General features: G+C 67.6%; 23 protein-coding genes. 22 read left to right on the top strand and 1 reads right to left on the bottom strand.

What is annotated here, in order from left to right; translation table 11 throughout:
• Positions 1-59: 59 nt before the first annotated feature.
• The 13 genes from ACTOXK_RS04420 (at position 60) to ACTOXK_RS04480 (ending at position 15,713) form a co-directional block, all read left to right on the top strand.
• Complete coding sequence (locus tag ACTOXK_RS04420) at positions 60-293, top strand: type II toxin-antitoxin system TacA family antitoxin (protein WP_482277846.1); 234 nt, start codon at positions 60-62, stop codon at positions 291-293.
• Positions 293-772, top strand: coding sequence for a GNAT family N-acetyltransferase (locus tag ACTOXK_RS04425; RefSeq protein ID WP_482277847.1), 480 nt, complete (start codon positions 293-295; stop codon positions 770-772). Before ACTOXK_RS04420 ends, ACTOXK_RS04425 begins: the two co-directional genes overlap by 1 nt.
• A gap of 138 nt (positions 773-910) precedes the next feature.
• Positions 911-2,080, top strand: a complete 1,170-nt coding sequence (locus ACTOXK_RS04430) for a prephenate dehydrogenase (RefSeq protein WP_482277848.1) — start codon at positions 911-913, stop codon at positions 2,078-2,080.
• Entirely contained in the window at positions 2,070-3,404 is a 1,335-nt protein-coding gene (gene aroA / locus ACTOXK_RS04435) for a 3-phosphoshikimate 1-carboxyvinyltransferase (RefSeq protein WP_482277849.1), read from the top strand. The genes ACTOXK_RS04430 and aroA overlap by 11 nt, the downstream gene beginning before the upstream one ends.
• Positions 3,404-4,075 (top strand): (d)CMP kinase, encoded by a 672-nt coding sequence (cmk, locus tag ACTOXK_RS04440; RefSeq protein ID WP_482277850.1) that lies wholly within the window; start codon positions 3,404-3,406, stop codon positions 4,073-4,075. The genes aroA and cmk overlap by 1 nt, the downstream gene beginning before the upstream one ends.
• Positions 4,076-4,243: 168 nt before the next feature.
• Positions 4,244-5,158, top strand: coding sequence for a lysophospholipid acyltransferase family protein (locus ACTOXK_RS04445; RefSeq protein WP_482277851.1), 915 nt, complete (start codon positions 4,244-4,246; stop codon positions 5,156-5,158).
• A gap of 193 nt (positions 5,159-5,351) precedes the next feature.
• Positions 5,352-6,224: a 4-hydroxy-3-methylbut-2-enyl diphosphate reductase gene (ispH, locus tag ACTOXK_RS04450; protein WP_482277852.1), complete on the top strand. Its 873-nt coding sequence runs from the start codon at positions 5,352-5,354 to the stop codon at positions 6,222-6,224.
• A gap of 5 nt (positions 6,225-6,229) precedes the next feature.
• Positions 6,230-7,924 carry a DUF512 domain-containing protein gene (locus ACTOXK_RS04455; RefSeq protein ID WP_482277853.1) on the top strand — a complete coding sequence of 565 codons (1,695 nt, stop codon included), beginning with the start codon at positions 6,230-6,232 and terminating at the stop codon, positions 7,922-7,924.
• A gap of 57 nt (positions 7,925-7,981) precedes the next feature.
• The gene (gene der, locus ACTOXK_RS04460; protein ID WP_482277854.1) at positions 7,982-9,295 is read left to right on the top strand and encodes a ribosome biogenesis GTPase Der; all 1,314 of its coding nucleotides are present in this window, start codon (positions 7,982-7,984) and stop codon (positions 9,293-9,295) included.
• Between the two features lie 3 nt (positions 9,296-9,298).
• Positions 9,299-10,006 carry a glycerol-3-phosphate acyltransferase gene (locus ACTOXK_RS04465; RefSeq protein WP_482277855.1) on the top strand — a complete coding sequence of 236 codons (708 nt, stop codon included), beginning with the start codon at positions 9,299-9,301 and terminating at the stop codon, positions 10,004-10,006.
• Between the two features lie 157 nt (positions 10,007-10,163).
• Positions 10,164-11,177: an NAD(P)H-dependent glycerol-3-phosphate dehydrogenase gene (locus ACTOXK_RS04470; protein WP_482277856.1), complete on the top strand. Its 1,014-nt coding sequence runs from the start codon at positions 10,164-10,166 to the stop codon at positions 11,175-11,177.
• A 625-nt stretch (positions 11,178-11,802) separates the two neighbouring features.
• The gene (locus tag ACTOXK_RS04475) at positions 11,803-14,391 is read left to right on the top strand and encodes a hybrid sensor histidine kinase/response regulator (RefSeq protein WP_482277857.1); all 2,589 of its coding nucleotides are present in this window, start codon (positions 11,803-11,805) and stop codon (positions 14,389-14,391) included.
• A complete protein-coding gene (locus tag ACTOXK_RS04480) occupies positions 14,388-15,713 on the top strand; it encodes an ABC transporter substrate-binding protein (protein WP_482277858.1) in 1,326 nt (441 codons plus the stop codon). Before ACTOXK_RS04475 ends, ACTOXK_RS04480 begins: the two co-directional genes overlap by 4 nt.
• 174 nt (positions 15,714-15,887) lie before the next feature.
• Here ACTOXK_RS04480 and ACTOXK_RS04485 read toward each other — a convergent pair whose 3' ends face one another.
• Entirely contained in the window at positions 15,888-16,349 is a 462-nt protein-coding gene (locus tag ACTOXK_RS04485; RefSeq protein ID WP_482277859.1) for a methylated-DNA--[protein]-cysteine S-methyltransferase, read from the bottom strand.
• Between the two features lie 115 nt (positions 16,350-16,464).
• On the opposite strand from ACTOXK_RS04485, the gene rpe reads away from it, so the two are divergent.
• From rpe to ACTOXK_RS04530, 9 genes are all read left to right on the top strand, one after another.
• A complete protein-coding gene (gene rpe, locus ACTOXK_RS04490) occupies positions 16,465-17,175 on the top strand; it encodes a ribulose-phosphate 3-epimerase (protein WP_482277860.1) in 711 nt (236 codons plus the stop codon).
• A 5-nt stretch (positions 17,176-17,180) separates the two neighbouring features.
• Positions 17,181-18,383, top strand: coding sequence for a cysteine desulfurase family protein (locus ACTOXK_RS04495; protein WP_482277861.1), 1,203 nt, complete (start codon positions 17,181-17,183; stop codon positions 18,381-18,383).
• 8 nt (positions 18,384-18,391) lie between these two features.
• Complete coding sequence (locus tag ACTOXK_RS04500; RefSeq protein WP_482279858.1) at positions 18,392-19,207, top strand: histidinol-phosphatase HisJ family protein; 816 nt, start codon at positions 18,392-18,394, stop codon at positions 19,205-19,207.
• Positions 19,208-19,258: 51 nt separating this feature from the next.
• Positions 19,259-20,179, top strand: a complete 921-nt coding sequence (locus ACTOXK_RS04505; RefSeq protein ID WP_482277863.1) for a Nif3-like dinuclear metal center hexameric protein — start codon at positions 19,259-19,261, stop codon at positions 20,177-20,179.
• A 100-nt stretch (positions 20,180-20,279) separates the two neighbouring features.
• The gene (locus ACTOXK_RS04510; RefSeq protein ID WP_482277864.1) at positions 20,280-20,999 is read left to right on the top strand and encodes a zinc ribbon domain-containing protein; all 720 of its coding nucleotides are present in this window, start codon (positions 20,280-20,282) and stop codon (positions 20,997-20,999) included.
• 87 nt (positions 21,000-21,086) lie between these two features.
• Complete coding sequence (gene rpmB / locus ACTOXK_RS04515; RefSeq protein ID WP_160324524.1) at positions 21,087-21,278, top strand: 50S ribosomal protein L28; 192 nt, start codon at positions 21,087-21,089, stop codon at positions 21,276-21,278.
• 225 nt (positions 21,279-21,503) lie between these two features.
• Positions 21,504-21,851 carry an Asp23/Gls24 family envelope stress response protein gene (locus ACTOXK_RS04520; protein ID WP_016308563.1) on the top strand — a complete coding sequence of 116 codons (348 nt, stop codon included), beginning with the start codon at positions 21,504-21,506 and terminating at the stop codon, positions 21,849-21,851.
• A 71-nt stretch (positions 21,852-21,922) separates the two neighbouring features.
• On the top strand, positions 21,923-23,554 hold the full coding sequence (locus ACTOXK_RS04525) for a DAK2 domain-containing protein (protein WP_482277865.1): 1,632 nt from the start codon (positions 21,923-21,925) through the stop codon (positions 23,552-23,554).
• Between the two features lie 184 nt (positions 23,555-23,738).
• Positions 23,739-25,925: an ATP-dependent DNA helicase RecG gene (locus tag ACTOXK_RS04530; protein WP_482279859.1), complete on the top strand. Its 2,187-nt coding sequence runs from the start codon at positions 23,739-23,741 to the stop codon at positions 25,923-25,925.
• The last annotated feature ends 76 nt before the right edge of the window (positions 25,926-26,001 follow it).

Raw genomic sequence — 26,001 nt, forward strand, 5'->3', positions numbered from 1 at the left:
TTGGTATGAGGAAATGGAGGTAAGTCATGGCGACGGCGGCGAAGGTTAGCCGATTCGATATGAGGCTGACGAACGAACAGCGCAGCGAGATTGAGCGGGCAGCGGCCATCCAGGGCAAGACGCTGACCCAATGGGCGCTCGATCACCTGCTTGAGGCGGCTCGCTACGATGTTGAGCGCGAGACCACCACGCGCCTTGCGGCGGAGACCTTCGATCGGTTCGCCGCCGCTCTCGACCAGCCGATGCCCGTTGCGGCCCAGGCGCTTATGGAGCGCAAGGCGGTTTGGGAGTAATGGGCGCGTTCGAGGCACCCCGCAAGTTAACGGCCGATGACGATCTGAGCAATTTCTGCTGTGGCATGGCTGTTGTGGATGAATGGGCGCGTAACAGGGCCCATGGTGCCGAAAGAAACGGTACAGCGGTGGTGTATGTCGTGGGCTGCGACGGTGCAGTGGCGGGACTGTACTCCCTGTGCACCCATTCTGTTGTGCGCGATGACGTGGGCGGCGGATGGCTCCGCCGCAATACCCCCGAGGCCATTCCGACGATCCTGCTGGGCATGCTCGGGGTCGACAAGCGCTTCCAAGGCGAACGCCTAGGGGCCTCGCTGCTCGGCGATGCGCTGCGTCGCTCCCTGATGGTGGCCGACCAAGTTGGAGCGAAGGCGCTGCTGGTGGATCCGGTTGATGAGCGGGCGCGGGCCTTCTACGGAAAATACGGCTTCAAAGACATTCCGGGTATGGGCCGCATGTTCGTGCCTTTGAAGAGGTAGGCGCCGTCGAGACGTGTCGTACGTGCTGCTGCCGTGCGGAAAATGCGGCGCTGGCGGGTGCGCGAACCCGGGGGGTGGCGCGTTCGTATACAATAGGAAATGATTCGTACCTGCTCGACTGAGGACACAAGTATTTCCATGACTGAATCTTCCGAATTGAACGAAGCTCCCTTCGCCTCCGTGGCCGTTATCGGCCTGGGGCTCATTGGGGCCTCGCTGGCGGCCACGCTGGCGGCCAAGATGCCGGGGGTGCGCATCTTCGGCGTGGACACCGACGCCGCTACCTGCGCCACGGCGGTGGAGCGCGGCTGGTGCGCCGAGGCGGCCGGCCCTGACGATGCGGCCTTCCGCGCCTTCATCGAGGGCGACTGCGAGCTGGTGGTCATCGCCACGCCCGTGGCCGCGGTGGACGACTACCTGGGCCGCCTGCGCGACTGGGGCTACACGGGCCTCGTGACCGACACCATCTCCACCAAGGGGCATATCCTGGCCGCAGCCGAAGCGCTGCTGCCGGCCCCTGAGCGCTACGTGCCCGGGCACCCCATGGCCGGCTCCGAGCAGAACGGCATCGCCGGGGCCCGCGCCGACCTGTTCGAGGGCGCGAACTGGATCCTCTGCCCCGACGAGCGCACGGCCCCCGAGGACTTTCAGCGCATGCACGAGCTCATCACCGGCCTCGATGCCCGCGTGGTGTCCCTGCGCCGCGAGGAGCACGATTCCGCCATCGCCATCGTGAGCCACGTGCCCCACATGGTGGCCTCGTCCCTCATGCAGCTGGCCAGTGCCCATGCCGACGACTCCCGCTCGCTCATGCGCCTGGCCGCCGGCGGCTTCAAGGATTCCACGCGCATCGCCGCCGGATCCCCGAAGCTGTGGTGCGGCATCGCCTTCGACAACGCCGCGGCCCTGCGCGACGGCCTGGCCGAGATGGCCGCCATCATCGGCTCGTTCGCGCGCGCCCTGGAAGAGGGCGACCGCGAGACCTTCACGCGGCTTCTGGCCGAGGCCGCCGAGGCCCGCCGCGCCCTGCCCGCCGCCTGGGTGCCCTCCACCGAGAAGCTCCTGGAGGTGCGCATCCCCATGGTGAACCGCACCGGCGTGGTGGCCGAGGTGTGCACCATCGCCTCGTCGGTGGGCTGCAATATACAATCCATTGACATCGACCATATCAGCGAGGGCAACGCCGTGCTCTCCCTCATCCTGACCGATGAGGGCGACATCGGCCAGCTTTCCCTCCAGCTGATCAATGCCGGTTTCTCCGTATCGTTCAGTCCCCTCATGCCGAAGGAGTACGCCCATGTCGACTGAGAACCTGCCTCCCTACACCATCATCGAGCCGCTGGGCGGCCCGCTTGCGGGCACGTGCCATGTGCCCGGCGACAAGTCCATCTCCCATCGGGCCGTGTTGTTCGCCGCCATGGCAGAAGGCACCTCGCACCTGACCGGCGTGTTGGATTCGGAAGACGTGCGCGCCTCCATTCGCGCCGTGGAGGCCTTGGGCGCCACGGTGGCGCTCGACCGGCAGCCCGACGGAACCCTCGCCGGCACCGTGACCGGCTGGGACGCGGAAGGGCCGAGCCAGCCCGACGCCCCCATCGACTGCGGCAACTCCGGCACCACCGCGCGCCTGCTCATGGGCGTTGTGGCGCCGTGGGACATCGCCGTCACCATCACGGGCGATGCCAGCCTGCAGAAGCGCCCCATGCGCCGCATCGTGGCACCGCTCGCGAAGATGGGCGCCACCTTCGAGCCGGAATCCCCCGAGCACCTGCCCATTACCGTGCACGGCACCCGCCGCCTGCGGGCCATCGAGTACGCGAGCCCCATGGCCTCGGCCCAGCTGAAGACCGCCGTGCTGCTGGCCGGCATCTTCGCCGAGGGCACCACCACGGTGACCGAGCCGGCGCCCTCGCGCAACCACACCGAGCTCATGCTGCCCGAGTTCAACGTGCCCACCACGGCCGGCACCCGCGTGGCCGGCGTTGAGGGCCCCGCCGAGATGCTCGCCTCCGACGTGGTGGTGCCCGGCGACCCCTCCTCGGCCGCCTTTATCGCTGCGGCCGCCCTGCTTACGCCCGGCAGCGCCGTCGCCATCGAGAACGTGTCGCTGAACCCGGCCCGCATCGGCTTTGTGCGCACCTTGGAGCGCATGGGCGCCGATATCGAGGAGACCTACGGCGGCGCCGAGGGCAAGGAACCCCGCGGCACCCTCCATGTGCGCCACACCGCTGCCCTGCGCGGCTGCGAGGTGCCTTCCCAGCACATCGCCTCGGTCATCGACGAGATCCCGGTGCTGGCGCTCGTGGCCGCTCATGCCCGGGGCATCACGGTGTTCCACGAGGTGGGCGAGCTGCGCGTGAAGGAGTCGAACCGTCTGGCCGCCATCATCGAGGGTCTGGGCCAGCTGGGCGTGGACGCTTGGGAAGAGGGGGACGACCTGTTTATCGAGGGCAACCCCGACCTTGCCGTGCCCGAGGGGCTGGTGTTCCAGTCCCATGGCGACCATCGCCTGGCCATGACCTGGGCGCTCGTGGGCGCCTGCGGGTCGGCGCCCGTGTCCGTGACCGATTTCACCTGCGTGGCCGTGAGCTATCCGAACTTCCTCGCCGACCTGAAGGAGCTGGTGCGCTAATGATCGTCGCCATCGATGGGCCCTCCGGGGCCGGCAAGTCCACCGTGGCCAAGGCCGCGGCCAAAGAACTCGGCTTCTCCTGCCTGGACACGGGCGCGATGTACCGCGCCATCGCCTGGCAGGCACTGCAGAACGGCGTCTCCCTCGATGACGAGGCGGCCCTGGGCGAGATAGCCCGCACCTACGAGATCGCCTTCGGCCACGTGGACGGCGACCCGGTGCCCAAGCGCGTGTTCATCGGGGATGCGGAAGTGACCGACGCTATCCGCACCGCCGAGATCGACCGCGCTGTGAGCCCCACGTCGGCGGCCCCCTCGGTGCGCGCCGCCCTGCTCGACCAGCAGCGCCGCATCGGCAACGCCGGCGATTATGTGGTAGAAGGTCGCGACATCGGCACCGTGGTGTTCCCCGACGCGGCCGTGAAGGTGTTCCTCACCGCATCGGACGAGGAGCGGGCCCACCGCCGCGTGCGCCAGAACGTGGATCGCGGCATCGGCTCCATCGACTACGAGGAGGTGCTCGCCGACCTGCGCCGCCGCGACGAGGCCGACTCCTCCCGGGCCACCGCGCCGCTCGCCGCCGCCCCCGATGCCGTGCAGATCGATTCCACGAGCCACTACATCGAGGAAGTCATCGACCAGATCTGTGAGCTGGCGCGGGAGAAGATGTAGGGGGGCTCCCCGCTGGTCTGAGCCGCCGGGTATTCTGATTCGCTCTGCAGTCCTCGCTTTGGAGAACAGGACATTGAGTCCTGTTCTCGTCGCTGCGGAACTCGCTCGGTCGGAACGCCCCCTGTCCCCTCTACGCTTGTACTTTGCTGAGAAACGGAATGGAATCCTATGAGCCTCTTCCTGAAATACTCCGAGATGTGGGACATGGACCTGGGCGGCCGCGACCGCTCCCATGAGATTCCCCACTGGTTCGGCAACCTCGTCTACGTGGTCGTGGGCGCCGTGTGCAAGCTGCTGTTCCGCTACCGCGTGGACAACCGCCAAAAGCTGCGCGCCTTCCAAGACGCCACGGGGGCGCTCGTCATCTGCAACCACACGTCGTTTTTCGATGTGGTGTTCATGTACCTGGCAGCACGGCCGAAGCAGTGGGTGCGCCTCATGGGCCGCGACTCGCTGTTCGGCAACGCCGGCGGCCTGCTCGGTCAGATTCTCTCGCGGGTGGGCGCCTTCCCCGTGAAGCGCGACACGGCCGACATGACCTCCATCAAGCGAGCCGTGCGCATGCTGAAGAACGACGAGCTCGTGGGCATCCTGCCCGAGGGCACGCGCCGCGGCAAGACCGATCGGGTGCCGAGCCTACATGCCGGCGTGTCGGTGATCGCCCGCATGGCGAAGGTGTCCATCTTGCCCATGACCGTGCGCGGGGTGGAGCGCATCAAGAACAAGGGGGAGCGCGTGCGCTTTCCCAAGGTGACCGTGGACTACGGCGACCCCATCCTCGTGTCGGACTTCGACTTCCTGCCCAAGGAGGAGCGGGTGGAGGCCTGCACCTGGTACGCCATGCGCGAGAGCTTCGCTCTGTTCTACCGCGTGCCCGCTGAGGAAGTGGACATGGTGGCTCTGTTCCCCGAGACCCGCGATTACGCCCCGGTGTTCGCCGAGCATCCCATTCCCCGCCACACGAGCGAGGAAGTGGCGGCTGCGGCCCGCACGGTCCGCGCCGAGAAAGAGGCCAAGGCCGCGGCGCGGGCCGAAAAGGACGAGAAGGCCGCCGCCAAGGCTGAGGGCGCCGAGGAAGAGTAGGTTTCTGGCTCGGAATCGACGGTTTTGGGGAAATTCCCTCTGGTTTTCTGTCGAAAAAGCAACATTTGCCGTGTCGATGGCTTGAAAAGAACGGTTTGGGGGACAGAAAATACCCCAAACCGTCGATTCGAAGCCAGTTTTGTCCAAGAAGGTCGGGCGGGGGGCGCAAGCCCGCACCCGAGAAGGAGTAGCCATGGAAGTGATTCGCGCGAAGCGGGCCGGCGCGTGCTACGGCGTGCAGCGGGCCCTGGACATGGCCGCCGAGGTGATAGAGGCCGGCGGTCGCGCCTATACCCTGGGGCCGCTCATCCACAACCCCCAGGTGGTGGACGAGCTGGCGGCCCGCGGGGCCGCGGCCGTGGCATCGGTGGAGGACATTCCCGACGAGGTCGCAATCGGCGCGGACGGCGCCTATGAGGTTCCGGCCGTGGTGATTCGCAGCCACGGGGTGACGCCCGAGGTGCTGGGAGCCGTGGTGGATCGCGGCTTTTCCGTGGTGGACGCCACCTGCCCCCACGTGTCCCGCGCCCAGGCCGCCGCGGCCGAGCTGGCTCGGGAGGGCTGCCGCGTGGTGGTGCTCGGCGAGGCGGGGCACCCGGAAGTGGAGGGGCTCACCGCCTGGGCCCGTCAGGCCGGCGGCAAGGTGGACGTGGTGGCCGGTCCCGGCGAGATTCCCGCGGGGCTCTACGACCCGGTGGGCGTGGTGGCCCAGACCACCCAGCGCAAGGAGAACCTGGAAGCGGTGGTCGCGGCCCTGCGCGAGCAGGGGCTTGATCCCATCGTGAAGAACACCATCTGCTCGGCCACGCGCCAGCGTCAGGAGGCTGCCGCCGATCTGGCTTCGGCCGTGGACGCCATGGTGGTCATCGGCGGCCGCAACTCGTCGAACACCACGCGCCTGGCCGAGGTCTGCGCCCTTACCTGCCCGCGCACCTTCCATATCGAGTCGGTGGACGAGTTGGATGCGGCGGCCTTCGCCGGCTGCCATCGCATCGGCGTCACGGCCGGCGCCTCCACCCCCGAGAACCAGATCGCCTCCGTGGAGGCCTTCTTGAAGACCCTGTAGGCGCCATGGCCACCTATCCCGGCAAGGATATCGAGCGGGCGGCGCAGGCCGCCCTCGGCTCCGCGAGCACTCCCGGTGCGAGCGTCCCCGACGCGACCGCCCTCGGCTCCGTCTCCGACGGGGGTGCCTCCGGTGCGGGCGTGGTCTGCACCGGCTGCGGCACCGCAGCCCTCACCCCGGCCCAGGCGGCAGCTGCGGCGTGGGACGGCCCCGTGGCGCCCATCGCCGCCGTGGAGCCGGAGAGTCCCGCCGACGATGCGGGCTTCACGGCCGGCTGCTATCTCACGACGGTGGATGGCCAGCCCCTGCGCGACATCATCGACTGGAGGTGGCTCGCGGCTGAGGACGTCATAACCGTCGGCTATATCGACCAAGACGGCGAAGCGGGCGAAGTGGAACTGGAGCGGGAAGCGGGGGAGCGCTGGGGCTTCGAGTTCGACGGCGTGCTCTTCGACCAGGTGAAGCTCTGCCGCAACGCCTGCGTGTTCTGCTTCATGCGCCAGCTGCCCGAGGGCGTGCGCCCCTCGCTCGTGCTGCGCGACGACGACTTCCGTCTGAGCTTCCTGTCGGGCACCTTCGTCACTTTGACGAACCTGAGGCCCGAAGACGAGGCCCGCATTATCGAGCAGCAGATCAGCCCCCTGCGGGTGAGCCTGCACGCGAGCAATCCCGAGCTGCGCCGCTCCATGATCGGCCGGCGCGCCCAGCACGGACTCGACGCCCTCGACCGCCTGCTCGCCGCCGGCATTGAGGCCCATGCCCAGATCGTGCTCATGCCCGGGGTGAACGACGGCGATGCCCTGCGCGAGACCTTGGAATGGGCCTGGGAGCGGCCGAACATCCAGAACGTGGGCATTGTGCCCTTGGGCTTCACGAAGCACCAGACGGCCCTGCACGAGAGCTTCACCACGCCCGAGGCGGCTTTGAATGTCATCCGCACCATCGAGCCCTTCCAGGCCCGCGCCCGTGTTGAGCGGGGAGGCCCGTGGGTGTTCGCCGCCGACGAGTTCTACGTGAACGCCTTCGGCGCGGAAACCCCGGCTCACATCCCTCCCGCCGGCGATTACGGCGACTACGAGATGTTCGAGGACGGCATCGGCATCGTTCGCTCCTACGTGGACGAGTTCGCCGCCGCCTGCGAAAGCGGCCTGGCCGCCCGCGCCGCCGAGGCCCTGACGGCCCGCAACTTCACCGCCCGCTTCATCGTCGGCGAGGCCATGCAGCCCTTTCTGGACGCCATGGTGGCCCAAAGCCCCCTGGCGGGCCGTCTTGTGCCCCTCACGGTGAAAAACGCCTACTTCGGCGGCAACGTCAACGTCACCGGCCTCCTCTGCGGCTGCGACATCGCCGCTGCCGTGCGGAATGTGCTTTCCGAAAAGCAGGCAATAAAGGTTGAGCGTAGAGGAGACAGCGGGTGTGCCGACCGAGCGAGTTCCGCAGCGACTGAAAATGTCCGGTGGACATTTTCACAAAGCGAGGACTGTCTGAGCGAATCGGTATACCCGCTGCCTCCGACAGGCGGGGAGCCGCAGCCCCTCTTCCTCATTCCCAAAGTCATCTTGAACGACGACGGCGTCACGCTTGATGACATGACCGTGCAGGATATCGAAAACGCGGCGGGAGCGGCCGTTTGCGTGGTATCCTGTAATCCGCTCGACTACCTGCCGGAGATCATCGCCCTGGCTGACGGTCGTTCGTAGGAGCCAGTCGTCCGGCGCAGCCCCGCGCCCGGCCCAACCATAGATAAGAGGAACATCATGGCACTTCCCATCGTCGCCATCGTGGGCCGCCCCAACGTGGGCAAGTCCACCTTGGTCAACCGTATCGCCCAAACGAGCGAGGCCATCGTCCACGAGATGCGCGGCGTCACCCGCGACCGCAGCTACCACAAGGCCGACTGGAACGGCGTGGAGTTCATGCTCATCGACACCGGCGGCATCGAGATGGGCGGCGACGACGCCTTCCAGGGCTCCATCCGCGCCCAGGCCTTCGAGGCCACCCGCGAGGCCGACGTCATCATCTTCCTTGTGGACGGCAAGACCGGCATCAACGCCGACGACGAGGAAGTTGCCCGCATCCTGCAGCGCACCAACAAACCCACCTTCCTGGCTGTGAACAAGATGGACAACCCGGCCCGCATGGACGAGGTGTGGGAGTTCTACGCGCTCGGCCTGGGCGATCCGTGGCCCGTGAGCGCCCAGCACGGCAACGGCACCGGTGACCTGCTCGACGACGTGGTAGCCGAGCTGCGCAAGTGCGACCTTTCCCCTGAGGAAGAGGTGCCCGCCATCAACGTGGCCATCATCGGCCGCCCGAACGCGGGGAAGAGCTCGCTGACCAACAAGCTCACCAACAACGACCGCTCTATCGTGAGCGACGTGGCCGGCACCACCCGCGATGCCATCGACACCCTGGTGGAGCACGAGGGCCAGATGTACCGTATCGTGGACACAGCCGGCCTGCGCCGCAAGAGCCAGATCGACGAGGACGTGGAGTACTACGGCTTCGTCCGCGCCATGCGCGCCATCGACCGGGCCGACGTGGCCCTGCTCGTCATCGACGGCACCCTGGGGCTCACCAACGAGGATCAGCGCGTGGCGGGCTACGCCGCCGAGCGCGGCTGCGCCATGGTGATCGTGCTGAACAAGTGGGACATCGTGGAGGGCCCCGAGGCCAAGGAGAAGATCCGCGAGCGCATCGAGGACCGCATGACGTTTGTCGGCTATGCGCCCGTGGTGGCCATCTCGGCGCTCACGGGCAAGCGCGTCGACCGCATCTGGGACGCCATCGACACCGTGTACGCGAACTTCAGCCGCACCATCCCCACCAACCAGCTGAACAGCTGGCTCGCCGGCATTCGCGAGACGGGCCATACCGTGTCGAAGGGCAAGGCCGTGCTGCGCATGAAGTACCTCACCCAGACCGGCACCTGCCCGCCGTATTTCACCTTCTTCGTGAACCGCCCCGACGTGGTGGACGACAACTACGAGCGCTATCTGGAGAACCGCATGCGCGAGGCCTTCGACCTCACCGGCACCCCCATCCGCTTCAAGTTCAAGAAGAAGGACTAGGCTGTGGACACCGTCATCACCTACCTGACCCTGTCGTTCATCGTCCCGTTCCTGCTGGGATCTATCCCCTGGGGCGTCATCGTCTCGAAGCTGGCCTTCCACAAGGACCTGCGCGACGAGGGCAGCGGCAACATCGGCACCACCAATGCCATGCGCGCCCTGGGGAAGGTGGGCGGCGCGGCCGTGTTCCTGCTCGACTTCGGCAAGGGCGTGCTGTCGGGTTGGCTGGCGGCTTGGGTATTCGCCCCTCGGGCGCTCTGGGCCGCGGCCGAGGTGGTCGGCACCGTCCATCCCGAGTACTCGATCTGGCCCCCCGTCGCCTCCCTCGGAGCGGCGCACCTCGCGCTGGCCCTGGCCTTCGCCGGCTGCACCCTGGGCCACATCTTCAGCCCGTGGTTGAAGTTCCGCGGCGGCAAGGGCATCGCCGTGGCCGCCGCCTGCCTGTTGTTCGTCTACGGGCCCGTGGGCTTCTTCATCGAGATTGCGGTGTTCGCCCTCGGCATCCTCGTTACCCGCTGCGTATCGGTGGGCTCCATCGCGGCTGCGGCCATCTGCCCGCTGCTCGGCCTGTACTACTTCTGGGGCCATTGGATCGCCTGGGTCATCATCGCCGCCACGGCGCTCGTGGTCATCTGGGCCCACCGCGCCAACATTCAGCGTTTGCGCGCCGGCACCGAGAACAAGATAGGAAGCAAGAAGAAGGTGGCATAAACCTCAACCATGGTTGAGTGAAGCGGAGATACGGGGTGTTCTGACCGAGCGAGTTCCGCAGCGAACGGAACAGGACTTAATGTCCTGTTCTGCAGAGCGAGGACTGTAGAGCGAATCAGAATACCCCGTAGCTCCGCCCCGAGGAGTGGCAGCAAGAATGAAAGGAGCGCCCATGCGCGTAGCAGTTATTGGGGCCGGTAGTTGGGGAACGGCGCTGGCGCTGGTGCTGGCCGAGGCGGGGCACGAGGTGGCACTTTGGGCCCGCACGGCCGAGGTGGCCCGGGCCATCAATGCCGATCATCGCAACCCCCGCTACCTGTCCGACTATCGCCTTCCCGATGCCATCCGCTCCACGGCCGACTACAGCGAGGCCACAGACGGCGCCGAGGCCGTGGTCATCGTGACCCCGTCGGCGGCCCTGCGGTCCGTGGCTCGCGACCTGGCTGCGCTTATCGCGCCCGATACGCCCGTGGTCATCTGCTCCAAGGGTGTGGAGGAACAGACGGGTCTGTTGCCCATCGACACCTTCGCCGCCGAGCTGGGGAACGGCGACCGCTTGGCAGTGCTGTCGGGCCCCACCCACGCCGAGGAGGTCATCTGCCGCAAGCCCTCGGCCGCTGTCGTGGCCTCGGCCTCGGAGGCGACGGCGCTGTTCTTCCGCGACCTGTTCGCCACGCGGGCCTTCCGTACCTACACCTCCGACGATCCGGTGGGCGTGGAGCTGTGCGCCGCCTTCAAGAACGTCATCGCCATCGCCGTGGGCATCAGCTACGGCATGGGCTTCGGCGACAACACGGCGGCCCTGCTCATCACCCGCGGCCTGGCCGAGATGAGCCGCATGGTGGTGGCTGCCGGTGGCGAGGCCATCACTTGCATGGGCCTGGGGGGTGCCGGCGACATGGTGGTCACCTGCATGTCCCGGCACTCGCGCAACCGCCGCTTCGGCGAGCAGTACGTGGCCCGCGGCCTTACCCTGGACGACTTCACGGCCCAGACCCACATGGTGGTGGAAGGGGCTATCGCCTGCAAGACCCTGCGCACCTTGGAAGAGCGCTACGGGGTGGAACTGCCCCTGACCGATACGGTGCGCAGCGTGGTGTGGGAGGGCGTGAATCCCCGCGAGGCCGCCGCCGTCCTCATCGACCGGCCCTTGAAGAGCGAGTTCTACTAGGCCGTCCGGCTCCGGGTTCGGGGTAGGGGCGCCTCAAGCTGAGGGGAGAAGGCGCGGGCTGTCGGGCGGGGGTCCGCGCGCAGATTCCGCAGCGACGAGAACAGGACTCAATGTCCTGTTCTCCCAAGCGAGGACTGCCCGAGCACGGCGCCCCTGCCCGACAGCTCGCGCCGGAGGGTCGTCGCAGTGCTTTTCTGCTAATTGTTCACCTGCACTATCAGGTTTCGCCCGGTCAACGATGCGCATACGTCGGCGCAACCGACAGGCCTTCTCGCTGTCGTGGGAGCGGGGAGGCCTTATTGTTGTCATCAGCCAAGCGGGGAAGGCGCGAAAGCGAACCCGAACCGCGCGGACCTTGACAACATTTCCAGAGCTTCCGTCGCACCGTCTCCTGCGTGAACCCTCCTCTCTCCTCTCTCTCAAAACCCTCGCGGCGGAAACCAAGTCCATGCGCACGTTTCCCCTTCTCCTCCGTGCGTACTGAGATGCGGCCCTCCGGTTCCCCTGCCGGAGGGTCGCTTTTTTATGGGAGAAATCACCTGCCACCAGGGGAGCGGTGGTTTTGCCCTTGCAGTTTTGCTTCTGATACCGTACCGTTATCAGATAGTCGAAGAAGGAGGAGACTGTGGTGGAGCGCGAAGCGAAGAACGGTGGGAAGTGGGCTTATGGCCGCTGGGTCATCGTTGTCCTCGTGATCTTCGCGGCCATGGGCGCCTCCATCTACGGGGTGGCGCGGCAAACCTACGACGATATGTCCGATGCCGCCATCCAGAACCTCAACGAGAATTTGAACCTCATCGAGAACACCGTCGAGGCCATTATGCGCAGCGAGGCGGAGTTCCAGCAGCTCATCGCCGAGGAGATCGCCGCGGCCGACGACCCGCGGGACTACATTCTCAACCTGCGCAACAACGATACCACGGCCAAGCTGTCGGTGGTGCCCGCGGGCGCGAGCGAGGGTATCTCCAACGACGGCGAGCCGTTCAGCCCCGCCGATCTCGATTTCTCCGCCGGCGGCACGGTCGTGGGGCTGCCCATCTCCCAGTCCTACGTCAATCATCTGGGCACCTGGGCCTATACCATCGCCTGCCCCATCGAGCGCGACGGCAAGGAGCTGGGCACTCTGTACGCCGAGTACGTCTACGACGCCATCGAGCGGTCCATGCCCGAGGGCTTCTACGACAAGCAGGCGGTTCTGTACCTGATGGACGCCACGAGCGAGCGCTTCGTGTTGAAGCCCGAGGGCATGGGGGAGCGCGATGCGGGCCATTTGAACTTGGAGGACTTCTACCGGGCCAACAACGTGCTGGACGAGGAGACCCTGACCCTCGTGGAGAGCGGCATCGCCGACAAGTCCTCCATCATGTTCGCCCACCAGGTGAAGGGCCGCGAGTCGCTGTGCTACCTGTGGTCCATCAACGGGGGCACCACCTATCTGGTGGGCTACGTGCCCATGACCGCCATCCAGAAGGAGGCCGACGCGGTCAACACCGCCATCGCCCTCGTCATTGGCATTGCGGCCGCCGCCTTCGTGCTGTGCGTCGTCATCTACGCCTACAACCGCCGTCGGCAGCTCCAGCTGCAGAAGGCTCGGGAAGCGGAGCGCGCCCTCCACAACGAGCAGCTGACCCGGGCCCTTCAGGCGGCCCAGGTGGCCAACGAGTCGAAATCGGCCTTCCTCGCCAACATGTCCCACGACATTCGCACGCCCATGAACGCCGTGCTCGGCTTCACCACCATCATCGCCAAGGAGGCCGACGATCCGGCCAAGGTGCGCGACTGCGCCAGCAAGATCATGGCCTCCGGCCGCCATCTGCTCGATCTCATCAACGACGTGCTCGACATCTCCAAGATCGAGAGCGGCAAGGCCACCATGAACCTGACCGAGTTCAACTTGGGCGACTCCCTCGTGGCCGTGGAGTCCATCATCGGCCCCATGGCCCGGGACAAGCACCAGGTCTTCCGCACCGAGATCGCGGGCGTGAACCACGAGCGCGTGATCGGGGACGAGACCCATCTGAACCAGATCCTCATCAACCTCTTGTCCAACGCCGTGAAGTACACGCCGGAGGGCGGCCATATCTGCCTGCGCTTCATCGGCCTGGCGCAGCACTCCAACCAGTTCGAGCGCATCCGCATCGAGGTGGAGGACGACGGCTACGGCATGACCCCGGAGTTTCTGGCCACCATCTTCGATTCCTTCACGCGGGCCGAGAACAGCACCACCAACAAGGTGCAGGGCACCGGTCTGGGCATGTCCATCACCAAGAGCCTCGTGGAGCTCATGGGCGGCACCATCGAGGCCGAGAGCACCGAAGGGGTCGGCTCGCTGTTCCGGGTCGATTTGGAGCTGCGCATTCCCGACGAGCAGGCCCAAGGCTTCTTCTGGCGCTCGCAGGGCGTGCGTGCCATGCTCGTGGTGGACCCCACCGCCGCCGGCCGCGAGATCGCCCGCAGCCAGATGGAGGGCACCGGCGTGCGGGTGGATGCGGTGCCGTCGGTGGAGGAGGCCCTTGCCCGGGCCGAGGCGGCCGCGCCGCGGGGCGGCTACCAGATCATCCTCGTCTGCTGCGACGTGCTCGGTTCCGCCTGCCTGGAGGCGGCCGGAGCCCTGCGGGCGGCGGCGGGGGCGGCCGACGACCGGTCGGTTCCCCTCGTGTTCGTGCTCGATCACAACTTCGATGTGGAAGAGGGCCTTATTCTGCCGCCGTGGGCCGGTGTGCTCACGCGCCCCTTCTTCCTCTCCACCCTGAGGCACAAGGTGGAGGACATCACCGGGGCGGGGCAAGCCGCCGCAGCCGCGGCCTACGACACGGTCCTTCAGGGCAAGCACTTCCTGGCTGCCGAGGACAACTTCCTGAACGCCGGCATCCTGAGCGAGCTGTTGGGGGTGGAGGGCGCCACGGTGGAGATCGTGGAGAACGGTCGGCTCGCCGTGGAGCGCTTCGAGGCCTGCGAGCCCGGGGAGTTCGACGCCATCCTCATGGACGTGCAGATGCCCGTGATGAACGGCCACGCCGCGACCCGCGCCATCCGCGCTCTGGAACGCCCCGATGCCCGCACCATTCCCATCATCGCCATGACGGCCGACGCCTTCGTCGAGGACGAGAAGGCGGCCCTTGCCGCCGGCATGAGCGCCCACGTGGCGAAGCCCTTGGAGATCGGCGACTTGAAGAAGGTCGTCGATCGCCTCGTCGAGAAAGGACAGTCATGATCCAGCAACAGGGGAACTTGCGCCGTCGCATCATCTCCGGCGCCGTGGCGGCCTTCGCCGCCCTGGCCCTGGTCGGCTGCGGGGGCGGCGAGGGGACGCGGAACCTGGCCGTGCACGACGAGGGCGACGACGGTCTTGTGGTGAACTTCTTCAGTCCCATGGAGAAGGCCAGCCCCGATGCCGAGAATACGGCCCGTACCGCCAGCGATCAGACCATTGCCATGGCCGAGGAGGCCCTGGGCCTGACGGTTGCCTACCGCACCTACACCGCCGAGGACTACCAGGACAAGACCTACGACGAGGTGTGCCTCGATCGGGTGCGCAGCGCCAAGGACGACCTGTACCTGCTGAATGCGGACGCCATCGTCGCCCTCGGGGCCGAAGGCGAGTTGGCCGACCTGTCGGGGCTTGCCTGCGCCCAGAACCTGCGCGAGGAGGTGCGCGCGGCCAACACCGTGGACGGCAAGCTCGTGGCCATTCCCCAGGAAGTGGTGGCCTACGGCCTGTTCGTGAACAAGGACATCTTCAAGGAGTGCGGCCTGGCCCTGCCGAACACCCCCGAGGAATTTCTGGAAGTCTGCCGCGTCCTGAAGGAGAAGGGCTACGAGGTGCCCTTGGGGGCCAACCGCTGGTGGCTCGAGACGTTCGTCTTCGCCCAGGCCTATGCCGCCCTGTACAACGGGGGCGATGTGGAGGCCGAGGTGGCGGCCTTGAACGCCGGCAAGGCCCGCTACAGCGACTATATGCGCCCGGGCTTCGAGTTTCTGAAAGCGCTGATGGATCGCGGTTACATCGATGCGGAGAACGCGCTTAAGAGCGAGGCCTTCGAGGGAATCGGCGAGGGCGATGACTTCATGGCCGGGGAGAGCCCCATGGCCATGGCCTACTGGGGCGCGGCGAACACCGACACCGCCTACGGCAACCCCTCCTTCACCATGGAGGTGATCGGCTTCCCGAGCGAGCGGGGGCCCATGCCCGTGCTGTCCATGACCGGCTACGGGGTCGCCTCGGGCGCCGAGCACGCCGACGAGGCCCTGGCCGCCATGGATGTGATGCTCTCCGACGAGGCCCTGCAGCTGTATGCCGAGACCAACCGCGTCATCTCGCCCTCCAAGAACGTGGCCGTGGATTGCGTGGAGCCGCTGCGGCCCCTGAACGATCTGGTGCAGGCCGACACCTACGTGCTGGCCTCCAACGCCGCCATGGACGTGGAGCAATGGGGCAACGTGTGTCTCATCGTGCGCGACCTTCTGGCCGGCGCCTCGGTGGACGAGTGCATGGCGAAGCTGGACGCCCTCCAGGACGAGGCGATAGGGAAGTAGGGCGGCTCTGCTCGTCCGCGCCCGCCGGCGCCCGGGGCGTCCGCGCAGTACCCGCTTCGCTGTTCGCTTCGCTCAGGCGCTGCGCTCCCTCATGCTTTTATGGGCGCCCCTTCGGGGCGCTTTTTCACGGTGGTGTTCAGAGAACTTCGCAGACGCCCCGGGCGCCGGCGGGCGCTACCGTATGTTTTGCTGTTCCAGGTTCAGCAGGGCGCTTTCCACGGCGCCGGCAGCCTTGCCCGCGGCGCTCACGACGCGATGGGCGGGGACGAGAACGGCAAGGGGGCTCTTCCGCACGGCGGTGCCCACGGCCCGATAGGCGTCGGGGGCACCGAGGGCCTCGGCGATCTCGCGGGTGGTGCGTGTCTGACCGTAGGGGATGTTCGCGAGGGCCCGCCATACTCGGCGCTGGAAATCGGTGCCGGCGGGGTCGCAGGCCACGGTGAAGGCGGTGCGCTTGCCGGCGAGGTACTCCATGAGCTGGTTGGCCGCCTCGGTGGTGACGGCGACGGCCCGGCGCTCGCCGGGAAGGGGCGCCTCTCCCAGGACGACGGCAGTGACCGCCCCTCCGTCGGCGCCGATGGTCACGGTGCCGAAGGCGGTGGGATAGGTGAAGAAGGTGCGGGCATCGTGGGCCACGGGCGCTCCTTGTTCTTGGGATGCAGGTTTGCCGCTACCGTCCATTATACGCCGCTGCTCGCGGCCGGTGCGCTAGAATAGCGTCACTGGAACTTCGCGAGATGAGGATGCCATCATGTACCAACCGGTGAAAATCGCCCCGTCCATCCTGTCGGCCGACTTCATGAATCTCGGCGCCGACATCGCCATGATCGAGCAGGCCGGCGCGGCCTTCGTTCACATCGACGTCATGGACGGTCACTTCGTGCCCAACCTCACCATGGGCGTGCCGCTGCTGAAGCAGCTCAAGGCCGCCACGTCGCTCGTCTGCGATGTGCACCTCATGATCGACAACCCCCTGACCGAGATCCCCTGGTTCATCGAGGCCGGGGCCGATCTGGTGAACGTGCACGCCGAGGCGCTCACCGAAGAGGAGCTCGTCCGTGCCGTGGCCATGATTCGCGAGGCCGGCTGCAAGGCCGCCGTGGCCCTCAAGCCCAAGACGCCGGTGTCCGCCCTGGCCCCGGTCATCGCCGACTTGGACATGGCGCTCGTCATGTCCGTGGAGCCGGGCTTCTCGGGCCAGAGCTACATCGCCGGCAGCGACCGGAAGGTGGCCGAAGTGGCCGCACTCGCGCGGGCCGCGGGCAACGAGGCCCTGCTCATCCAGGTGGACGGCGGCATCGGCGAGGCCACGGCCCCGCTCGTGGCCGCGGCCGGGGCCGACGTGCTCGTGTGCGGCAATGCCGTGTTCAAGGCCGCCGACCCAGCCGCGGCCCTGGCCGCCGTCAAGGGCGCGGCCGACGGGGCGCGCCTGGCCGCCCTGGCCGGCGGCGAGGAGGCGTAGAAGCCATGGACAACGCCACCGAGCTTCCCGTCTATCTCGACTATGCCGCCACGGCCCCCCTCGGCGAGGAGGCGGCCCGGGCCATGGAACCCTTCTGGGTGCCGGGGCCGGCAAACCTGCCGGCCGGGGCCAATGCAAACGCCCTCTACGGCGCGGGCCGGGCGGCCTTCGACGCCATGGAGGGGGCCCGGCGCCGCCTGGCCCGTGCCCTGGGGGCGCGCCGCCCCGATGAGATCGTCTTCACCTCCGGGGCCACCGAGGCCGACGACGCGGCCATCGCGGGGCTCGTGGCCGCCGCCCGCGACCAGCGACGCCTGGCCGGCCAGGGCGGCCGTCCGGTTCACGTCATCACCTCGGCCATCGAGCACGACGCGGTGCTCGCCCCCTGCCGCCGCCTGGAGGCCGCCGGCGTGCGCGTCACCTACCTGCGTCCCAACCGCCAGGGCTTCATCGAGGCCCGGGTCTTGGAGGAGGCCCTCACCCCCGACACGGTGCTCGTGTCGGTGCAGGCGGCCAACTCCGAGGTGGGTTCCATCCAGCCCATCGCCGAGCTGGCGGCCCTGGCTCACAATGCGGGCGCCCTCTTCCATACCGACGCGGTGCAGGCCCTGGGGAAGATGCCGCTTAACCTGGAGGCCCTGGCCGTGGACGCCGCCTCCTTCTCGGCCCACAAGATCGGCGGCCCGAAGGGGGTGGGCGCCCTGTACTTGAAGGCCCGCACTCCTTTCGCCCCCTTCCTGCTCGGCGGCGGTCAGGAGGGCGGCCGGCGCAGCGGCACCCAGAACGTGTCCGGCATCGTCGGCTTCGCGGCGGCCTGCGAGGCGGCCGTGGCCGGCGAGGAGGACGAATCGGCGCGCTTGCGTGCCCTGCGCGATCGGCTCTACGGCACCCTCGGGGCCCTGGGCGGCTTCCAGGCCACCGTGGAAGTGGATCCGGGCAGCCGCGACTTCCTTCCCAACATCGTGCATGTGCTCGCCGACGAGTGGGAGAGCGAGACCATGGTGCTGCGCTTCGACCAGCTCGGCTTCTGCGTGGCCGGCGGCAGCGCCTGCTCGTCCCATTCCCTGGAGCCGAGCCACGTGCTCAAGGCCATGGGCATCGGCGGCGACGAGGTCTACAACGCCCTGCGCGTCTCCCTGGGCCGCTACACCACCGAGGCGGACATCGACGCCTTCGCGCAGGCCGCCCAAAAAGTTCTGAACTGGTAAGGAGCCCTATGGAACTCGTCAACACCCACTGCCATTGCGTGTACTCCGGCCACGGCACCGGCTCCATTGCGGAATACGCCGACGCCGCAGCGGCGGCCGGCCTGACCACGCTGGCTTTCACCGAGCACTTCCCGCTGTCGGGCGCCTTCGATCCCGACCGCTACCTCTCCATGACCGAGGAGAACCGCCCCCGCTATCTGGCCGAGATCGAGCAGGTCCGCGCCGCCCATCCCTCCATCGAGTTCATCACGGGCACCGAGATGGATTACCTGGGGGATTTGGAGGACCGCGCCTTGGACGAGGCGGCCCTGGCCCCCTTCGCCTTCAAGCTCGGCAGCGTGCACTTCATCGACGGCTGGGCCTTCGACGACCCGGCCCAGCGCGCTCGCTGGGAAGAGCCCGGCGCCCCCGATGCCATCTGGCGCCGCTACGGGGAGCTGTGGTGCGAGGCGGCCGCGAACCGGGCGAACCTCTACGACGCTATGAGCCATCCGGACCTGGCGAAGAAGTTCGGCTTCTACCCGACCTTCGACTTGGCACCCTTCTACGAGGCCATGGCCGAGGCGGCCCGGGCCGGCGAGCGCATGGTGGAGGTGAACACGTCGGGGGGCTATTACGCCTGCGCCGAGATGTTCCCGGCCCCGGGTCTGCTGGCGGCGTTTCGCCGGGCGGGGGTGCCCTGCACCGTGGGCTGCGATTCCCACGACCCGGCCCACGTGGCCCGCGACATCCGCCGGGCCTACGACCTCATGTACGAGGCGGGCTATAGAAGCGTTACCGTTCCGACAGCCACAGGGGACCGCCGAAGTATTACCATCGAGTGAGGAAATCGGCGCCGCCGGCGCCGGTGACGACGACGAAGGAAGCTGATCGCTATGGGTCTGTTCAACAAGGGGGAGCGCGGAGGCGCTCCGGTGAAGCGGGACGCCCTGTCCCGCCGCGGCTCGGCCGAGTTGGCGTGCAAGTCGTTCTCAATGACCGTGGGCGCCCTGGAGAAGGCGCTCCTGAAGGAGTTTCCCGCCGAGGACGCCGAGGACTGGGACCGCACAGGGCTGCTCGTGGGGGAGCGGGCTCTGCCCGTGACCCGGGTGGCCGTGGCTCTCGATCCCACGGTACGGGCCATCGAGGAGGCGGCTGCGGCGGGGGCCAACGTGCTCGTCACCCACCACCCGGCCTTCCTCACCGCCCCCGACGCCTTCGCTCCCGAGCCTTCTGTGGCGGCAAGTCCTGGGGCGGGGGTGTGGGCGGCCATCCGCCACCAGGTGGCCCTCATGGACTTCCACACGGCCCTGGACGTGAGCCCCCGGGCGGCCCGGGTGCTACCGGGCATGTTGGGCCTGAAGTTCACGGGAAAGGTGGCCGAGTCCGCCGGCGCGACGCGCCGGGCCGGCTACGGCCAGATCTGCGAGGTGCCTGCCAACGGGGAGGCGCCGGAGACTCTGGGGCGCCTTGCGGCCCGCTGTACGGCGGTGTTCGGCCGCGCTCCGCGGGTGTGGGGCGACAGCGCCGCGCCGGTGCGCCGGGCAGTCACCTGCACCGGCTCGGCGGCCGGCACGGGGGCCGCTGCCCTGGCGGCCGGCGCCGACGTCATCGTCTGCGGCGAGATGAAGTACCACGCCGCCCTGGAACTCTCTCAAGCGGGGCTCTCCGTCATCGAGCTGGGCCACGATGCCAGCGAGCTGCCCCTCGTGGCGGTGCTCGCCGAGGCCCTCGATCGGGCCGGCGTGCCCGATCACGCCATCGTCCTCATCGACCAGTCCGAGAACTGGTGGTATCCCGAGGCCGTGCGCGTCTAGTCGCTCGCCGAACTCCATAGAATTTTTCCGTCGCCCCCTCCCACGGAGGGGGTTTTCGCCTATCATGAGTATATTCACCGGACGACGAAGGAGACGTGCCATGGACGCCACACGGGAAGATATCGAGGGCCTGTTCGAGTTGCAGCGCATCGATCTGGAGATCATGCGCCTCACCAAGGAACTCGACGAGCTTCCCCAGCGGGCCATCATCATGGCCGCCCGCGACAAGAAGGCGGAGATCCAGGCCAAGGGCGAGAAGGTGGCCGAGCTGAAGCGAGCCACCATGAAGAAGATCACCCGCATCGACGACGAGGATGCCTCCCTGGCCAAGAAGGAGGCCGGCGTCCAGGCGGCCATCGACGCGGCCCACGGCGATTTCCGCAACGTGGAGGCCCGCACCAAGGAGCTGGCCGGCATCGTGCGCCGGCGCGGCACCATTGCCGAGGATCGCGCCGCCATTCAGGCCGAGCTCGACAAGATCGGCGCCATGGAGGCCCAGATCGCCCTGGCCGTCGAGGAGATAAGCGCCAAGGAGCAGCAGGCCATCGACTCCTTCCAGAAGCAGGGGGGCGACCTGAAGCTGGCCATCGCCAAGCTGGAGGCGGCCCGTGGCCCGGTGGAGGCCAAGGTGGACGACGATCTGGCCCGAGCCTACGATCGCATTGTGGCCCGTTCCGGCGGCGTGGCCATCGGTGTGCTCGATGGCAGCCGTTGCGGCGTGTGCCGCATGCCCATCGAGAGCGGCCGCCTCATCGATCTGCGCAGCCAGGCACCGCTCGGTATCTGCCCGGCATGCAAGCGCCTTTTGGTAATCGCATAAATTTCTCTTGTAACAGCCGATATGACTGTGGTATATTAACAAGGCTGTGTCTTAAACAAGTAATTTGGTTTAACGGAGTTGATAGTAATGTCGAAGGTTTGCGAAGTTTGCGGTAAGCACCCCGTCGCTGGTCGTAGCATCAGCCACTCCCATCGTGTGAGCAACCGCATGTTCCGTCCGAACATCCAGAAGATCACCATCCGCGACGCGAAGGGCCGTGTTCGTCGCGCCAACGTGTGCACCTCCTGCATGAAGGCCGGAAAGGTCGAGCGCGCTTAAGCTCGCTCCCCGAAGTGCTCGAAGCTCGAAAGCCCGCCTCGCGGGCTTTTCGCGTCTTGCCTGCGAAGATTCAACGCAAAGCCCGCCTCGCGGGCTTTTTCCGTTTGGGCCCGAGGTTTGTGGATTATGCCCGACGGTCAACCGCAGGTAACCTTCGCGCCACCGTCCATGCGCTATACTTTTCCCGTTAAGCTCAGGAATAACTCAGAGGAAAGGACGCCTCCCATGAGTTCTGCGATTTCCGGCAATCTGCACGTCGCCAACGATGTGCTCGCCGATCTGGTCGGCAATGCCGCCATGGAGTGCTATGGCGTGGTGGGCGTGTGCGCCCCCAACGCCGCCGACGGCATCGCCAAGATTCTGCCCGCCAGCCGCCTGCGCCGCGGTGTGGTGGTGAACAGCCTCGACGAGGGCGTGCACGTGGACCTCTACATCATCGTGGAGTACGGCACCAACATCGCCACGGTGTCGCGTAACCTGATCGATCAGGTCAGCTTCGCGCTCAAGGAGTACGCACGGGTGCCGCTGGCTGGCGTGGACGTGCACGTCATGGATGTCAAGGTGCGCCGCTAGCCCCCGTCGATCTGGGTGCCGGGAGCCGTCCGTTCCGTCGCGCCGCCCTCATGAAGGAGAAACAACCTCTCATGTCTACTACCTATTCTTCCAATAACATCTTGAACGCCGTGGCCGCTGCCGCCAAGTCCCTTGAGGAGCGCAAGGAAGAGGTCAACCGCCTCAACGTGTTCCCCGTCCCCGATGGCGACACCGGCACGAACATGTCGCTCACCATCCAGAGCGTGGTGTCCAACGCCGCGAGCCTGCCCATCGGCGCCACGGGCGCCGAGATCCGCAAGGCCATCACCACCGGCGCCCTCATGGGGGCTCGCGGCAATTCCGGCGTCATCACCTCTCAGATCCTGCGCGGCCTGTGCGAGGGCGCCCAGGGTGCCGAGGTCTTCAACGCCGCCACCGTGGCCGCCGCCTTCGCCAAGGCCGTGGAGGTGGCCTTCCAGGCCGTGCGCAAGCCGGTGGAGGGCACCATCCTCACGGTGCTGCGCGATGCGGCCGCCGCGGCCAAGAACGCCGCCGACGAGGAGCTGGAGACCGAGGCGGCCCTCGATGCCATCGTGGCCGAGGCCTACGCCTCGGTGCAGCGTACCCCCGACCTGCTGCCCGTGCTCAAGGAGCACGGCGTGGTAGATGCCGGCGGTTTCGGCCTGGCCATCCTCTTCGACGCCTTCACTGCCGCCCTGCTGGGCCGCGCCGGCACCATGGTCGACGAGCTGTCCTTCGCCCGCGGGGCGCACCCGAAGGTGGAGATCGAGCAGGTGAACGACTGGGAGGGCTCTCAGTACCGCTACTGCAACGAGTTCCTGGTGGATTCCGACAGCCTCGATCGCGAGGAGGCGCTGAACTTCCTGTCCACTATGGGCGACTGCGAGCTGTGCGTGGGCGAGGTGCCGAAGTTCAAGGTGCACGTGCACTCCGATCATCCCGATCAGGTGCTCAAGTACTTCCTCGACCACGGCCAGGTCTCCGAGGTGTTCATCCACAACATGCAGATCCAGTCCGCCGAGCGCACCGAGAAGCTGGCCGCCGAGGAAGAGGCCGAGCGCAAGCCCGTGGGCTTTGTGGCCGTGGCCGCCGGCGAGGGCAACGCTGCCATCCTGAAAAGCCTCGGGGTGGATGTGGTCGTCTCGGGCGGCCAGACCATGAACCCCTCCACTAAGGACCTGCTGGATGCCGCCGGCGCCGTGAACGCCGAGGCCGTCATCATCTTGCCGAACAACTCCAACATCATCATGGCCGCGAACTCCGCCGCCGAGCTGTCCGAGACTCCGTGCGCCGTGGTGCCCACCAAGTCGGTGCCCCAGGCCTTCTCGGCCCTGTTCTGCGTCGACCAGGACGCCTCCCTCGAGACCAATGTCGAGGAGATGACCGCCGCGGCCGCCGCCGTGAAGACCGGCGAGGTCACCTGGGCCACCCGCGATTCCAAGGACGCCGCGGGCAACCCCATTGCCGAAGGCGACGTCATCGGCATCGCCGACGGCTCCATCGAGGCTGTGGACTCCACCATCGAGGGGGCGGTGCTCACCCTGCTGGAAAAGATGGAGGCCGACGAGGCCGACACCTGCACCATCCTGGCCGGCGAGGGCTACTCCGACGAGGATCTGGAGGCCCTGGTCGCGTCGGTGGAGGAGGCCTACGAGGATCTGGAAGTGGATGCCCAGCGCGGCGAGCAGCCTTTGTATCCGATTATTTTCTCCGTCGAATAAAACTTTCGTTTTATTCGACCTTGACGCTGCGGTTCCGACGGGCACCTGGTCTTGCGCTTCAAAGCTTGCCTTCGCGTAACGAAGTACGCTCAGCCGCTTTTCAACGCAACTCCAGGCACCTGTCGAAACCTCGCTGACTTCCTCGGGCGCGTCCCTTCGACAAAACGAAAAAGGGGAATGGATTTTGCCCATCGATCGTGAAAAAGCTACGCTGGCATTGGACGGGCCCGTGTCGCGGGTCCGTTTGGTGAGTCCCGCCCGGGCCCAGGCCTTGGAGAAACTCGGGGTGCGCACGGTGCGCGATCTGGTGACCCACTTTCCCCGGTCCTACATCGATCTGTCGAGCGTGGAGAGCTGCGCGAGCGCCCGCATCGGCGAAACCTGCACCATTCGCGGCACCGTGCACGAGATCAAGCTGAAGAAGCCCCGCTACAACCTGAAACTCGTGGAGATCGCGCTCGTGGACGGCACGGGCATCATCGTGGTGACCGCCTTCCGGCAGCCCTGGCTCATGGACCAGATCAAGGCCGGGGACGCCGTGGCCGTATCGGGCAAGGTGACCTTCGACTACGGCTACAAGCGCATGACCAACCCCTTCATCGAGGTGATCGGGGGCGGGGAAGGGCCGGCCCTGACCGGTACCGTGGTGCCGGTGCACCCGGCCACCGAGAAGCTCACGGCGGCCTGGGTGCGCCGCATCGTGGCCAACGGCCTGGAGGAGATCCGAGGTGTCTTCGACCCGCTGCCTTTGGGGCTGCGCCTGCGCTACCGCCTCATGGGCCGGGGGGCGGCTCTGGCCGCCATCCACTTCCCGGCCACGCCGGCCGAGGCCGACGAGGCCCGGCGCCGGCTCGTCTACGAGGAGCTGCTGTACCTGGAGCTCTTCCTCATGCAGGAGGGGGCGGAGCGCGCCCGGGGCCGCGAGGCCGTGGCCCACACCGTGGACGGCCCCCGCGTGGCGGCCTTTACCGGGGCGCTGCCCTTCGCCCTCACCGGCGAGCAGGAACGGGCGCGGGACGATATCTTAGGGGCGCTCGCCGCGCCGACGGCGGCCAACCACATGCTTCTGGGCGACGTGGGCACCGGCAAGACCGTCGTGGCCGGCTTCGCCCTGGCCGCGGCCGCCGACAGCGGCTGCCAGGCCATGCTCTTGGCCCCCACCGAGGTGCTGGCCCGCCAGCACGCCGAGGGGCTCGGCGCCCTCCTCGAGGCGGCCGGCGTGGGCTGCGCTCTCCTCACGGGCTCCACCCCGGCCCCGGAGCGCGCCTCCATCACCGAGCGCTTCGCTGCCGGCGAGCTGGACGTGCTCATCGGCACCCATGCCCTGCTGTCCGACGACGTGCAGCCGGCCCGGCTGTCCCTGGCCGTCATCGACGAGCAGCAGCGCTTCGGCGTGGACCAGCGGGCGAAGCTGCTGGCCAAGGGGGAGGCCCCCGATGCCCTCTATCTCACGGCCACCCCCATTCCGCGCACGCTGGCCCTGGCCCTCTACGGCAATCTCACCCTGTCCTACATCAAGCACCGTCCCCACGACGCCGTCTCCCGCACCACCCGCGTGCTGCCCCGCCAGCTCCAGGGCGAGGCGCTGGACGCGGCCCGGGCGGCTCTGGAGCGGGGCGAGCAGGTGTACGTGGTGTGCCCGCTCGTGGGCAAGGGCGCCGAGGAGCGCGACGAGAAGGCCGCCGGCAAGGCGGCCGATGCCGATGCGGCGGGGGAGGAGTACCACCCGGCCGTGGCCATCGAGGGGGAGGCCGACTTCGCCGACGACGACGTGACCGCCGCCACCCGGGAGGCCGAGGTGCTCCAGAAGACCACCTTCCCCGATTTCACCGTGGCCCTGCTCCACGGCGCTATGGGCACCGAGGCGAAGCGGCAGGTGATGGAGCGGTTCCGCGATGGGGCGGTGGACGTGCTCGTGGCCACCACGGTCATCGAGGTGGGCGTGGACGTGCCCAACGCCACGGTGATGATCGTGCAGGACGCCGACCGCTTCGGCCTGGCCCAGCTCCACCAGCTGCGGGGCCGCGTGGGCCGCGGCACCAAGGCGGCCGAGGTGTTCCTCGTCTCCGCCTCCACCCGGGAGGAGTCCCTCGCGCGCCTGGCGGCCATGGAGACCACCGACGACGGCTTCGAGCTGGCCGCCTTCGACCTGTCCCTGCGCCGCGAGGGCGACATCCTCGGCAACCGCCAGCACGGGGCCAGCGGCCTCAAGCTCGTGAACATCATGCGGGACGGCGCCGTCATCGAGGCGGCCCATGCCGACGCGGCGGCCCTGCTGGATGTCGATCCCAACCTGGAGGAGCCCGACCACCGGGCCCTCGCCCGGGAAGTGCGCATCGCATTTTCCGGAGAAGTGGTGGCAGGAGGGTAGGCGGCCCACCGCCGGTCGGAGCCGCGGGTAGTGGCTCACCGCCTGACGGGATCGCGGGGTACCTTGATTCGCTCAG

Source organism: Adlercreutzia sp. (genome assembly GCF_056795635.1).

Coding starts and splice junctions, on each gene's coding strand:
- ACTOXK_RS04420 (WP_482277846.1), top strand. CDS start 60: ATGAGGCTGACGAACGAACAGCGCAGCGAGATTGAGCGGGCAGCGGCC.
- ACTOXK_RS04425 (WP_482277847.1), top strand. CDS start 293: ATGGGCGCGTTCGAGGCACCCCGCAAGTTAACGGCCGATGACGATCTG.
- ACTOXK_RS04430 (WP_482277848.1), top strand. CDS start 911: ATGACTGAATCTTCCGAATTGAACGAAGCTCCCTTCGCCTCCGTGGCC.
- aroA (WP_482277849.1), top strand. CDS start 2,070: ATGTCGACTGAGAACCTGCCTCCCTACACCATCATCGAGCCGCTGGGC.
- cmk (WP_482277850.1), top strand. CDS start 3,404: ATGATCGTCGCCATCGATGGGCCCTCCGGGGCCGGCAAGTCCACCGTG.
- ACTOXK_RS04445 (WP_482277851.1), top strand. CDS start 4,244: ATGAGCCTCTTCCTGAAATACTCCGAGATGTGGGACATGGACCTGGGC.
- ispH (WP_482277852.1), top strand. CDS start 5,352: ATGGAAGTGATTCGCGCGAAGCGGGCCGGCGCGTGCTACGGCGTGCAG.
- ACTOXK_RS04455 (WP_482277853.1), top strand. CDS start 6,230: ATGGCCACCTATCCCGGCAAGGATATCGAGCGGGCGGCGCAGGCCGCC.
- der (WP_482277854.1), top strand. CDS start 7,982: ATGGCACTTCCCATCGTCGCCATCGTGGGCCGCCCCAACGTGGGCAAG.
- ACTOXK_RS04470 (WP_482277856.1), top strand. CDS start 10,164: ATGAAAGGAGCGCCCATGCGCGTAGCAGTTATTGGGGCCGGTAGTTGG.
- ACTOXK_RS04480 (WP_482277858.1), top strand. CDS start 14,388: ATGATCCAGCAACAGGGGAACTTGCGCCGTCGCATCATCTCCGGCGCC.
- rpe (WP_482277860.1), top strand. CDS start 16,465: ATGTACCAACCGGTGAAAATCGCCCCGTCCATCCTGTCGGCCGACTTC.
- ACTOXK_RS04495 (WP_482277861.1), top strand. CDS start 17,181: ATGGACAACGCCACCGAGCTTCCCGTCTATCTCGACTATGCCGCCACG.
- ACTOXK_RS04500 (WP_482279858.1), top strand. CDS start 18,392: ATGGAACTCGTCAACACCCACTGCCATTGCGTGTACTCCGGCCACGGC.
- ACTOXK_RS04505 (WP_482277863.1), top strand. CDS start 19,259: ATGGGTCTGTTCAACAAGGGGGAGCGCGGAGGCGCTCCGGTGAAGCGG.
- ACTOXK_RS04510 (WP_482277864.1), top strand. CDS start 20,280: ATGGACGCCACACGGGAAGATATCGAGGGCCTGTTCGAGTTGCAGCGC.
- rpmB (WP_160324524.1), top strand. CDS start 21,087: ATGTCGAAGGTTTGCGAAGTTTGCGGTAAGCACCCCGTCGCTGGTCGT.
- ACTOXK_RS04520 (WP_016308563.1), top strand. CDS start 21,504: ATGAGTTCTGCGATTTCCGGCAATCTGCACGTCGCCAACGATGTGCTC.
- ACTOXK_RS04525 (WP_482277865.1), top strand. CDS start 21,923: ATGTCTACTACCTATTCTTCCAATAACATCTTGAACGCCGTGGCCGCT.